Origin of the sequence: Faecalicatena orotica, from assembly GCF_905197545.1 — a bacterium.
GTDB lineage: Bacteria > Bacillota > Clostridia > Lachnospirales > Lachnospiraceae > Faecalicatena_A > Faecalicatena_A orotica.
In genome coordinates, this window is sequence record NZ_CAJJZH010000001.1 from 539,854 (window position 1) to 551,779 (window position 11,926).

Annotated in this window: 10 protein-coding genes; 7 read left to right on the forward strand and 3 right to left on the reverse strand. The window is 43.2% G+C overall.

Annotated elements, in window-relative coordinates:
* Window positions 1-8: 8 nt before the first annotated feature.
* Together ABIN22_RS02375 and ABIN22_RS02380 are read right to left on the reverse strand one after the other, a co-directional pair.
* Complete coding sequence (locus ABIN22_RS02375; protein ID WP_346906319.1) at window positions 9-1,808, reverse strand: BlaR1 family beta-lactam sensor/signal transducer; 1,800 nt, start codon at window positions 1,806-1,808, stop codon at window positions 9-11.
* Window positions 1,809-1,821: 13 nt separating this feature from the next.
* The gene (locus tag ABIN22_RS02380) at window positions 1,822-2,196 is read right to left on the reverse strand and encodes a BlaI/MecI/CopY family transcriptional regulator (protein WP_346906321.1); all 375 of its coding nucleotides are present in this window, start codon (window positions 2,194-2,196) and stop codon (window positions 1,822-1,824) included.
* Between the two features lie 153 nt (window positions 2,197-2,349).
* On the opposite strand from ABIN22_RS02380, the gene ABIN22_RS02385 reads away from it, so the two are divergent.
* The gene (locus ABIN22_RS02385; protein WP_118619159.1) at window positions 2,350-2,676 is read left to right on the forward strand and encodes a DUF6951 family protein; all 327 of its coding nucleotides are present in this window, start codon (window positions 2,350-2,352) and stop codon (window positions 2,674-2,676) included.
* Window positions 2,677-2,758: 82 nt separating this feature from the next.
* Here ABIN22_RS02385 and ABIN22_RS02390 read toward each other — a convergent pair whose 3' ends face one another.
* Window positions 2,759-3,994, reverse strand: coding sequence for a threonine/serine exporter family protein (locus ABIN22_RS02390; RefSeq protein ID WP_118619157.1), 1,236 nt, complete (start codon window positions 3,992-3,994; stop codon window positions 2,759-2,761).
* Between the two features lie 244 nt (window positions 3,995-4,238).
* Between ABIN22_RS02390 and ABIN22_RS02395 the strand changes: the two genes are divergently transcribed.
* The 6 genes from ABIN22_RS02395 (at window position 4,239) to ABIN22_RS02420 (ending at window position 11,917) form a co-directional block, all read left to right on the forward strand.
* A complete protein-coding gene (locus tag ABIN22_RS02395) occupies window positions 4,239-4,865 on the forward strand; it encodes a sugar O-acetyltransferase (protein WP_346906323.1) in 627 nt (208 codons plus the stop codon).
* A 231-nt stretch (window positions 4,866-5,096) separates the two neighbouring features.
* The gene (locus tag ABIN22_RS02400) at window positions 5,097-5,951 is read left to right on the forward strand and encodes a PRD domain-containing protein (RefSeq protein WP_207666081.1); all 855 of its coding nucleotides are present in this window, start codon (window positions 5,097-5,099) and stop codon (window positions 5,949-5,951) included.
* 29 nt (window positions 5,952-5,980) lie between these two features.
* Entirely contained in the window at window positions 5,981-7,861 is a 1,881-nt protein-coding gene (locus ABIN22_RS02405) for a glucose PTS transporter subunit IIA (protein ID WP_118619141.1), read from the forward strand.
* Between the two features lie 29 nt (window positions 7,862-7,890).
* Window positions 7,891-9,306 carry a glycoside hydrolase family 1 protein gene (locus tag ABIN22_RS02410; RefSeq protein WP_346906326.1) on the forward strand — a complete coding sequence of 472 codons (1,416 nt, stop codon included), beginning with the start codon at window positions 7,891-7,893 and terminating at the stop codon, window positions 9,304-9,306.
* Window positions 9,307-9,384: 78 nt separating this feature from the next.
* Window positions 9,385-9,588 (forward strand): hypothetical protein, encoded by a 204-nt coding sequence (locus ABIN22_RS02415; protein ID WP_346906328.1) that lies wholly within the window; start codon window positions 9,385-9,387, stop codon window positions 9,586-9,588.
* A gap of 115 nt (window positions 9,589-9,703) precedes the next feature.
* On the forward strand, window positions 9,704-11,917 hold the full coding sequence (locus tag ABIN22_RS02420) for a sensor domain-containing diguanylate cyclase (RefSeq protein WP_346906330.1): 2,214 nt from the start codon (window positions 9,704-9,706) through the stop codon (window positions 11,915-11,917).
* Window positions 11,918-11,926: the final 9 nt, after the last annotated feature.

Consider the following 11,926-nt stretch of genomic DNA (forward strand, 5'->3'; position numbering starts at 1 on the left):
GATTAGTTTTATGGCTCCGGGGTCCAGATATTCATGTCTTTCAGTATAGAATATGTGATATCGGAGGCCCTGCTTCCCGTAGCTTCTTCCTCATCCTGTATATAGCAGGCGAAGAAGACCGGATTCTCGGACCGCTCAATGAATCCAATGAACCAGCCCCGGATTTCCTGCCCGTCGATCTGCCCGGTGCCTGTCTTTCCATACAGGGAGCCCTCAGGGCCGGAGGCAGTGAGAATTGCTTTCTTCACTGCCTCAATGTTTTCCGGGGCGAACCCGAATTTGTTATAATAGAAGTTTCTCAAAAGAGCCACCTGTTCAGAAGGCGAAATTTTTAGATCAGATTCCAGCCAGTAGGTGGTAAGGTCCCCGGACACCTGTTCATTACCATAACCGATTCTGTGGAGGTACTCTTTTACGGAAGCTCTGTCCAGTCTGCTGTCAATGGACTGGAAATACCAGTTGACTGAGTTATGCATGGCAGTATCCAGATTCTGGTCTGCCATCCAGGAATCGAATGGGTACGTGCTTCCATCCCATGCCATCTGCGAATTTCCGGGTGTGATGATCCCGGCCTCCAGACCCTGCAGTGCATCATATATTTTATAGGAAGAGTCCGGTGAAAAACGAGTATGTGCAAGGTCCTTATTATAAATTGTCCAATGCTCAGAAGAGGCATCAAAAAGCACGAAGCTTCCATCATATGTTCCAAAGTGGGAACGCAGGTCTGCATAGGAGATGTCTTCTGTTCCTGCCGGGACCGGGGCGTAATCGCTGCTTTCGGCATGGGCAGGGAGCAGCGGGATAAAGATAAACAAAAGGGCAGCTGCCAGTATACAGATGCAGATGCCTTTTACCTTTTCCTTAGTGCTGCACCGGTGGTAAGAGGCAATATTTAAGATACGCTCCTTTATATGACTCTTGTTTCCACCCATTTCTGAAACAAAAGGAATGGTTCTTTCAGACATCTTCCGTGCAAAATTCAATAGGACCATTCCATAATTCTTATACTCATCTTCCCCAAGCATCTGCAAAACGGAAGAGTCACACGCCACTTCCCGTTCATCGCGCATACGCTTTAAGGCAAACCACACGAGCGGATTGAACCAGTATACGGTGAGTGACAGATTCATAAAGAAATTAAGGATGGAATCCTTGTGCTTATAGTGCTGGAGCTCGTGCAGGAACATGTACCTCATATCACTGCCGCAAAAGTCTGAAACCAGATGGAGGGGCAGGTAAATGCGGGGGTTTAGGATTCCGGCCGTAAAAGGTGAGCTGATATAGGCAGTAGTGTATACCGGTATTTCTCTGCGGATAAACAGTTCCTTCCTACAGTCCTCATAAAGTCTTTTGGCCTCTTTATTCTGAAGAGGAAGTGCAGTGCGTTCTATCCGGTGCATATGTATCTTCATATAAGAAAAATATAGAATCATGACACCTATTCCGAAAAGCCAGAGACCGAGTATTGCCGTTCCAAGATGGTCAGGATTACCAGTGACGGATACACTGAGATCTCTTGTCAGTTCCGTAGCAGCAACGTTCAGGCCTGTAACCGCGGGCTGCCCGGAAGCTGCATTATGCAAAGAGGTCCTCTGCAGCGAGGAAATCCATGAGGAAATCCTGAAAAAACCGGCAGGTTGAAAAGGCAGGAAAGGAAAAGGCAGAAGAAACAGCATGAAGAACCAGAGCCGGTACTGCGTACGTCCGGATAACTGCTTCTTCATGAGATGTTTCACCATATACAAGATGGCAATAAACAAGGCAATATAGAGATTGCTGATCAAAAACCGGATGCTGAATGCGGCCAAATTATTTTCCTCCTTATTCCTTTTCCTCAAAGAGGAGAGAACGAAGCGAGTCGATTTCACTTTCTGTCAGGTGTTCATTTTCCAGATAAGAGGATACCATAGCAGTGATATCGCCGTGAAAAAAACGGTTCAGGAAGGTACTGCTTTCCTGGCTGATATACTCATGTTCTCCAACTAAAGGGGTGTAGACGAACACCCGGCCCTGCTTCTCATAAGTCAGGGCGCCCTTGTTTACGAGACGTTTCAGCAGTGTCTGGATCGTCTTCGGCTTCCAGTCGGTTGTCCTTGTCAGATGTTCTGTCACATCATTCGTGCTGATCGGCGCGCAGGCCCAGACAACTTTCATTACTTCGTATTCTGCTTCGGTAATCTGAGGTAAAGATTTCATAAGCACCCTCCAAATCTTACATATGTAATAAAAATATTATACCGGCGGAAAAGCTTTCTGTCAATGTAGATTAGATTGACGCGGCTGGCAGAGAGGGAATATAATTAGGGTACTATTTACAGAAGTCTGTGTAATCGAAATGGAGGTATACGAATGACAAAAGTCAAGATTCAGCCGGGACCGTGTAATTTAGAAACAAGAGTAGAGGCCGTGTCAGAGGACGGGATGGAAGTACAGGTGAAAATTTCATCTGCCTGCGAATCTATTGCGAAGATGACAGAGGTATTGGGTGACACATGGGATGCATATGATGTCTGTCTGGGGAAACCGGGAACCGGACCGTTGTATGAATATGCAGAAGAGCACATGCCGGGACATGCATCCTGCCCTGCTATCGCAGGGGTTATCAAATGCATTGAAGTGGAATGCAGACTGGCGCTGCCGAAGGATGTGTCTATTACATTTATGAAGGATGAATAAAAAAGAAAAGCTATCGTATTCAGTACGGATACGATAGCTTTTCTGATAAAAATAAGTTCTTATGTATTCATTTCTATTCTGACTACGAATTCTTCCCGATATGGTAGTCTCTTTTTAAGAGTTTCATTACTGACCTCGATAGGATATCTACGATGTTGAATCCGAAAGCGATGGCCAGACAAGTGACAAGCAGAATAATCGTTTCGTCAATTGCCATATTATAGTCCCTGCTCACACATCCGTACATCATATAATAGAGATTGGGTCCCGGGATCAGCGGGAATACGGAGGCGGTCAGAAAGATTGTGGACGGCGCCCGGTTAATTCGGGACATGATAAACGCATAAAGTGCAACGAAGACGGATGCCACCAGTGTTGCTAAAAAGTTGCTTGGCCAGAAATAATAGACTGCCACATAAATCCCCCATGTGATGAATGCACCTACACCTGAGTAGACAACCTGCCTTCCGCGGATTTTAAACCAGAAGGCAAATCCGATACAGGCAACCGTACAGGATATCAACTGAATGGTAAGGTTATTGTTCAATATATAGCCTTCCGGTGATACCTCTTTGAAAAGAAGAAGGGCAAGCGCAGTACCACATGCGATACCGGCAGCACCGAGTATCGAATTCATGATATTGATCGAGCCGGAGATGAAATCCCTCTGGAGCACATCCCGAATCCCGTTCGTAGTACTAAGCCCGCTGATCAGCAGCATAACGATACCGATCATAATTCTCTCAGGATGGCTCCCTAGTCCGAGATGGACCGACAGAAGAATGATAACCTCCGAGAAAAAAGACAGGATCAGGTTATATACCATCAGGTTTTCTTCCCTTTTGCTAAGCCACCCTCCGACGATAACGATCATAAGCGATACAATTACTGCAACAATTGCATCCTGAAAATTACACCCAAAAAAGACCGCAAACCCGGTACCTCCCATTACAGCAGCAAAATATTTTGTATATGGCTTTTGCGGCGGCCTGTTCATGACCTCTTCATACTTTTCGCGCATCTGCTTTTCATCCGGTTTATTCTGACAGACAAATCTGGACAGATTATTCAGATAGTCCAGCCTGTCGAAATCAATGTCGGTCGATTCAATGTGCCGGATCTGGGTAATGATTTCACCTTCCGGCGTTTCTACCGTTATCTGGATGTTGCTGGGGATGGCAAACACATCATACTGCTTAAATCCATAACTCCTGCACATCCTGTAAAGACTGTCTTCCAGTCTGAAATTCTCTGCTCCGCACACAAGCATCGCTTCTCCGATATCAAGAATACCCTGTACTATCTTATTATAATCCATCACATCGCCCCCTGCCTTTTTAATATCACATGATGTAATCATAGCATTGTTTTCGCAGGTGTCAACAAAAATTTCCTTTATGTTTCAAAAATCTGCATAAAATATTATATAATGAGGAGTCATGCTGCCGCAGATGTGGCTTTTGTTTACATTTATAATATAAAAAGGTATAATAATACAGGAAAGTGAGGGGATAAAGGGGCACATAGTATTGAGTTAATTTAGAAAAAAGAGGGTAGTTAAAATGAATGAAAAAGAGAGAATGTTTGCAGGAAAAATTTATAACCCATGTAAAGTGAAAAGCCAGTGGCCAAAGATCAGAAAAGCAGTAAAAGAATTTAATGATTCGGAGTTCTGGAAAGATACTTCTGCATTGGAGCGGCTTAAAAGTTTATTTCGTTCCGTGGGGGAGGACGTGATACTCACACCGCCTTTTTATTGTGACCACGGAGACAGAATAAGCATCGGGAATCATTTTTATGCAAATACAGGACTTACTATCTTAGATGAGAATTATGTAACAATAGGCAGCCGTGTCTTTCTGGCACCGCATGTTAGTATCTATACGGCGACACATCCGATTGATGCTGAGGTACGCAGCATGGATCTGGAATGTGCGAAACCTGTTACGATTGGAGATGATGTATGGATCGGCGGGAATACGGTCATCAATCCTGGGGTTACAATTGGAAATAATGTTGTTATTGGTTCTGGGAGTGTAGTTACGAAAGACATTCCTGACGGAGTTGTTGCGGCAGGAAATCCTTGTAAAGTGTTAAGGAAGATTACTGAGGAGGACAGCCGGTACTGGAAGGAACAGCTTCAGGAATATTTAAATGACAGTGATTGTCAGGTGATTAGGGAATTTTAACAAATTTACGAAGAAAAATGTAAATGCATCTTGTTTGATTTTGGTGGTTTTTCCTGAAAAAGAATGAATGTTTCGTTTATTGTTGACAAAACAATGAAACGAAAATATAATATGAATATATCAAGCGTATTACTATTAAATTAGGTACAACCTTGCACTATGGTGTAATGTTGTGCCATTTTTTTGTTATAAAGAAATCTGCATGTCCATTTAGCGTAGGAGGAAATCTTGATGAAGATTAAAAAGCCGTTAGGAAATAATGCAATATTAACAGAGGATGAAAATGGTATTGAACAAGTCGCCATAGGTAATGGGATTGGATTCAAGAAACGGGAAGGCGATGAAGTAGACCAAAGTAAAATCCAGAATATTTATGTTGTCAAGGACGAAGACACAAAATATTCTAATCTGGAAAAGGTAATTCAAAACATCCAGCCGGATAATATTGTACTGGCCAGCAAGATTATTGAGGCAGGGGAGAAAGAATTAGGCTATAAATGTAATGATTCTATTTTATTGGCGCTTGCGGACCATTTGGATTTTGCAATTTCGCGTGGAAGAAACAATACGTTTTTCAGTACACCGTTGGAATGGGATATACGGGTCATATACCCGAAGGAGTATGAATTTTCATTAAAAGCGGTCCAATATATAGCTGATTACTGCAAGATTAAGATGCCTAATGAAGAGGCACCTTTCATAGCTTTACATTTCATCAATTCGCAGGCAAATGAATCCAACAGCTTGAATGATATGACAGAAACAATCCTCTATACAGGAATCATCCAGAACATTTTAGATATAACGAGATATCATTATGGATTTAAAGTGGACCAAAATTCTTTTGAATTTTCACGTTTTGTGATCCATGTCCGTTATTTTGTGAGGAGACAGTTAAAAGGAATTGATATGAAAAGCAATTCTGAATTACTGGAAATTGTTGCGGAGAAATGTCCTTTTGATTATGCCTGTGCAAAAAAAATAGAGAAGTTTCTTGTTAAAGCCTATAAATGGGAAATTGATAAAAGTGAACTTTTGTATTTGACATTACATCTCAATAGAGTCTCAGCATCAATAAAGGACTGAAACGATGTAAAATCAGAAAGGAAAATATTATGAGTATTATTGAAGAAAGCAGGAAGCTGATCGGACTTCTTGGCGGTGAAAAAAATATTCTCTCTTTAGTACATTGTGCCACAAGATTACGTTTTCAATTAGCAGACGACGGTAAGGCAGACACAGAAGAGATTGAAAAGTTGGGATTCGTCTTATCTGTAGTGAATAAAGGCGGGCAGTACCAGATTGTAATTGGCCCGCTGGTTTCAAAGTATTTTGAGGCAATTAATGACCAGATAGATATAAAAAAGAGTAAGGAAGCAAATAAAAAAATAAAAAAGGGCGGGGCAGCCGACTTTGTGATTCGCTGTATTTCTGGTTCTATTACGCCATTACTGCCGGCTGTCTGCGGCAGTGCCCTGATCAGGGCCATTCTTTCGGCACTGGTTAACTTCGGGGTCCTTGCCGAGACTGGTTCTACCTGCCTTGTCTTAACAGCGGCGGCAAATGCTGTTTTTTATTTCCTGCCTATTTTAGTTGGTTTTACACTTTCTCAGCAGTTGAACGTAAATCCATATGTGGGTGCGGTAATTGGTGCAGCTTTGCTTGAACCAAACTTCCAGAGCCTGATTGATGTACCGGGCAGCACTTTTTTTGGCATTCCGTTAAAAGCAATTGATTATGGCTCCTCACTGCTTCCGATATTTATTATCATTTTGATATATGCCGGACTTGATAAATTTTTAAGAAAGCATGTGCCTGACGGAATCGCCTTCTTTATGGTGCCATTTCTGGAATTTATTATACTCGTGCCGTTGGGTACTATAGTTTTTGGACCTTTTGGGACAATTATATCGGAGGGGATTGCGGGTGTTGTTTCATATCTGTTTAGCTTAAATACAGCTATTGCCGGAGGGATTCTGGGTATGTTTTATCAGATTCTTGTTATTTTCGGAATTCATTGGGGGCTGGCGCCTATCTGTTTCGACGCTTTATCCCGGACAGGACTTGACCCATATGAAGGAACCGGTGGTATTGCCTCGAATTATGGATGCGCAGGGATTGCATTCGGTGCATACCTAAAAGCGGAGAAACATTCCAAGATGAAGGCTGTTGCGGCTTCCTGCCTGTCTTCACAGCTTCTGGCAGGTGTGGGGGAACCTACACTGTACGGTATTGTTTTGAAGCATAAGCGTCTGATTCCAACGATCATGATTGCAGGCGGTATCGGCGGATTCATTGCCGGATTATTCGGATCAGCAGAGAAGGCATATGTGCTGCACAATGTATTTTCACTGGCCTTTATGTCCTACACCCCATTACATGGGATTTTGATTGCTGTTATTGCCGCTTTCGCAATTGCAACTGTCTTAACCTATTTCTGGGCTATTCCGGAATCCGAGATGGAAGATTACAGAGCCAGTCATGAGGCTGTTCCGATGGCAGAGAATATTGTTCCCATAATGGAGGCAGGTTCAAAAGCGGTACAGGAATTAGATATATGCTCTCCATTAGAAGGGGAAGTGATGGAACTGGAAAAGGTAGAGGATGAAATATTTTCAAAGGGAATTGTGGGGCAGGGCTGTGCGGTGCTCCCTCAGAATAATGTAGTGACGGCGCCCTGTGACGGTGAGGTTTCTGTGCTGCTTCCGTCAAAGCACGCAGTAGGAATCAGGGCACAGAATGGATCGGATATTCTGATTCATGTTGGACTGAATACTGTGATGAATGAGGGGAACGGTTTCAGGAAATTTGTAGATGTCGGTGATCATGTCCACATGGGGGACAAATTAATTGAATTCGATAAAGAAGCTTTGGAAAGTAAGGGGTATGACCTCGTAACCCCCGTCATTATAACGAATGAAGAGTCTTATCACAGCATTACACTGGCGGCAAAAGGCAATGTAAGGAGCGGGGATATTATTTTCAGTATTAATTAAAAGAACAAAAATGAAAAGGAGTCAGGATTATGAAAAATTTCCCGGAACAATTTTTATGGGGCGGCGCGGTTTCTGCCAACCAGTGTGAAGGTGCCTTTCAGGAAGACGGAAAAGGGCTGAGTACCGCGGACCTTCTGTGCAGAGAAACGTATGGCAAAGATGAGATGAAACTGGAATTAAATCAGGATTACTATTATCCGTGCCATACAGCAATTGATTTTTACCATACTTATAAAGAAGATATTCAGTTATTTGCAGAAATGGGATTCAAATGCTTCAGGCTTTCCATTCCCTGGAGCAGAATCTTCCCAAACGGAGATGACGAGCTGCCGAATGAGAAGGCACTCCGTCATTATGACAGTGTATTTGATGAATGCCGGAAATATGGAATCGAACCGCTGGTTACATTATCGCATTGCGAGATGCCGGTGGCTCTGCTGAAAAAGTATGGTGGATGGAGAAACAGAGATTTAATTGATATCTTTGTGCGGTATGCAGAGACGATGTTTACCAGATACCAGAAGAAGGTGAAGTACTGGATTACTTTTAATGAAATCAATTTTATTTTCATGAAAGGATTTCTGTATCAAAATGGCGGTGTTATTCTGCATGAGAATGATAACATCAAACAATTGCAGTATCAGGTTGCACACAATCAGTTTGTCGCAAATGCAAAATGCGTGAAACTGTGTCATGAAATCATTCCGGATTCCTGTATCAGTGCCATGATGGAAGCGGCAATTGCCTACCAGCCCACCTGTAGCCCAGATGATGTGTTCAGGACCCTGTGTTCTAATCAGGAGTATACCTATGCGTATCTGGATGTATTGCTGAAAGGCGAGTACCCGTATTTCTGGTTAAACAGAATTGAAAGATTAAACTTGAAGCTCGATATGAGACCGGAAGATTTTCAGGTTTTAAAAGAAGGAACCGGGGACTATATTCCCTTTAGCTACTACATGAGCAGAATGCCTGTAGAACTGGACAAGGTAGATCTTTCAGACAATAGCGGGACAAAAATGTTCGAGAATCCTTATCTGAAGACAAGTGAGTGGGGATGGTCTATTGACCCGGTTGGATTACGTATTGTAGCCAATGAATTTTATACAAGATATGGAAAGCCGCTGTTTGTTGTGGAAAATGGCCTTGGAGCGAAAGATGTATTGACAGATGACCTTCAGGTTCATGACGATTACAGAATCAGTTATTTGCGGGAACATATCAGACAGCTTCATCTGGCAGTCGACGATGGGGTGGATGTACTAGGTTATACAACATGGGGATGTATTGATTTGGTTTCCCAGTCTACGGGAGAGATGAGTAAAAGGTATGGTTTTATCTATGTTGATTTAAATGACGACGGGACGGGTACAGGGAACCGTTATAAAAAGGACAGTTTTTACTGGTACAAAAGGGTAATTGAGTCTAACGGGGAAGTTTTATAATTATGTTCCGGTATGAAAAACAGGAAGGCATATTTATAGGATCATTGAAGAAAGCAGAGTCTGCTGCTATCTGGACCGATGTATCCCAAGACATGCAGCCCAAAGGATGTTGTCCTTGCCGAGAAAACGGAAGATGAAATGCTTTTTTTCAGTGATGCACAAAGATTGAGGATGATTATCCCCTCTGGAAATTTAAATGCTGTGAAAGCATCAATTCCAGAGGGGATCCTTCATGCCCTATTGATATTTATTGATCCTTTTGATATACTAAATAGCATATAAATATGTATATGAACAATTAGAGAGTTTTTGGAAAAAGCTATTTTATCATAGCGGATAGTAATCCGGTAACCGTAATGAGAGCGGCAGGCGGATTTAGGATCGTGAGGAGGCAAACATGAGAAGACTGCTGAAAGGGCTCAGCCCTGAATGTGAGGCCCTCTTAAATCTTATTCCCGGCGGAGTCATGCAATGCAGGAATAACAGCGTTTACACCATTATTGAGGTCAATGATGGTTTTCTTAGTATGTTCGGATTTACCAGGGAAGAACTGGATGAAAAGTTTCAAAATCAGTTCCTCAGCCTGGTTCATCCGTCAGACCGGCAGAATTTTCTTATAGAGGTCGACCGGCAAATGAACAAAGGAAATAAACTTTCCTTAAGCTATCGTGTCTTGTGCAAGGACGGTACCTACAAGTGGACAGCCAATAGTGCCCAGCTTTTTGGGGACGAACAGGAAGAACGTTTTTTCTGTATTTTTCTGGATCTTACTGAAGTACGGGATGCACAGGAGAAACTGCGCCTGTCACTGGAACATCTGGAAATTATTATGAGCCAATCCTCCGATATTATTTTCGAATGGGATTTTACCTCAGATTCTATATCTATTTCTCCTAATTGGCTGGAAAAGTTTGGATATGCCCCGCGCTATGATGGAAGTCTGCAGAAGGAAGAAATTCTGCATAACTTTTATCCCGATGATATTGATCCTATGGCTGCGTTTATGGAAACAGTCAGAAAGGGTGCACCCAACTCATCTATTGACGTCCGCATCCGGGCATTGGAAGACAGGTACATCTGGTGCCGGATAAGGGCTACTACCCAGTTCAGTACAGAAAATGTCCCCTTCCGTGCAGTAGGGACCATTTCTGACATTGATGAAGAAAAAAGGATGGTGGAAGACCTGCGCAGACGCGCGGAGCTGGACGCCCTTACCGGACTTTATAATCATGCTGAAACAGAGCAGAGGACAAAGCGGTATCTGGCAGGAAATCCCAAGTCGGTTGGGGCTATGTTTATCATTGATGTGGATAATTTCAAATCAGTGAACGATGGACAGGGACATCTTTTTGGAGATGCCGTACTGACAGAACTGGCGGCGGGGATGAAGAAGCTGACGCGAAAGACAGATGTGATAGGCAGGATCGGCGGGGACGAGTTCGCGATGTTCCTGAAAGACCTTCCTTCCGCTCAGGTTGCAGAGGAAAAGGCAAGGAAGCTGTTAGAGATGTTCCAACAGCTTTTTCAGGGAGAAAAACAGCCCATTAAGGTGACCTGCAGTATAGGACTGTCAATTTATCCTTTAGATGGTACTGATTATCAGACCCTTTACCACTGTGCGGATCTGGCACTTTATCAGGCAAAAAGCCTGGGGAAAAACCGGTATGCCCGGTTTGATGCCAAGAGTATGGAGGCTGTGGACAGGATCGGATACTCATCTTTGGGCGCAGCCATTGATTCAGATGAAGCTCCAAGGGGTAAACGTGGGGATCTGGTTAATTATGTATTCCAGATCCTGTATGATACAAATGATATCGATATAGCCGTGGATGCGATTCTGGAAATTGTAGGCAGACGGTTCGATGTGAGCAGGGCCTATGTGTTCGAAAACAGCGATGACGGAGAATATGTCGACAATACATACGAATGGTGCAATGAAGGAATTAAGCCCCAGAAGGAGTTCTTACAGCACTATCCCTATGAAAATGTGAAGGGGTATAAGGAACTGTTTCAGGATCAATCTGTTTTTTATTGTCGGGATATCCGATCCCTCACGCCTGAACAAACCCGGCTTTTTGAGAGTCAGGGTATCTGCTCGACACTACAGTGTGCGCTGTATGACGGGAAAGAATTCCGTGGCTTCATTGGGTTCGATGAATGCACGGGACTGCGGATGTGGAATAAGGAGGAAGTAGGCACACTCTCGCTGATTGCCCAGATTCTGACTACATTTTTACTGAAAAAGCGTGAGTCGGACCGTAATGAACAGATTTTGGTCCAGCTCAACACGATACTTGATATGCAGAATGCCTATATTTATGCCATCAGGCAGGACAACTATGAACTGCTGTATCTGAATCAAAAGACACTCCGGCTTGACCCGTATGCCAAAACAGGCATGACCTGCTATCAGGCCTTTTTCGGCAGGAGTATTCCATGTGAAGCCTGTCCCCTGACCGGTGCAGTGGAAGTATACAACCCACAGTATAACGTCTGGACTAAAGTTCAGTATTCCACCATGAAATGGGGCGGCAGCAGCGCGTATCTGATCAGTTGTATCGATATTACAGAATATAAACGGATACAGGGAAAAGAGAATGACTCAAAATAGATTATATGA

What these genes read in the sequence shown, in the direction of transcription:
- ABIN22_RS02380 (WP_346906321.1), bottom strand. Translation starts at nt 2,196, where the DNA reads ATGAAATCTTTACCTCAGATTACCGAAGCAGAATACGAAGTAATGAAA.
- ABIN22_RS02385 (WP_118619159.1), top strand. Translation starts at nt 2,350, where the DNA reads ATGACAAAAGTCAAGATTCAGCCGGGACCGTGTAATTTAGAAACAAGA.
- ABIN22_RS02390 (WP_118619157.1), bottom strand. Translation starts at nt 3,994, where the DNA reads ATGGATTATAATAAGATAGTACAGGGTATTCTTGATATCGGAGAAGCG.
- ABIN22_RS02395 (WP_346906323.1), top strand. Translation starts at nt 4,239, where the DNA reads ATGAATGAAAAAGAGAGAATGTTTGCAGGAAAAATTTATAACCCATGT.
- ABIN22_RS02400 (WP_207666081.1), top strand. Translation starts at nt 5,097, where the DNA reads ATGAAGATTAAAAAGCCGTTAGGAAATAATGCAATATTAACAGAGGAT.
- ABIN22_RS02405 (WP_118619141.1), top strand. Translation starts at nt 5,981, where the DNA reads ATGAGTATTATTGAAGAAAGCAGGAAGCTGATCGGACTTCTTGGCGGT.
- ABIN22_RS02410 (WP_346906326.1), top strand. Translation starts at nt 7,891, where the DNA reads ATGAAAAATTTCCCGGAACAATTTTTATGGGGCGGCGCGGTTTCTGCC.
- ABIN22_RS02415 (WP_346906328.1), top strand. Translation starts at nt 9,385, where the DNA reads ATGTATCCCAAGACATGCAGCCCAAAGGATGTTGTCCTTGCCGAGAAA.
- ABIN22_RS02420 (WP_346906330.1), top strand. Translation starts at nt 9,704, where the DNA reads ATGAGAAGACTGCTGAAAGGGCTCAGCCCTGAATGTGAGGCCCTCTTA.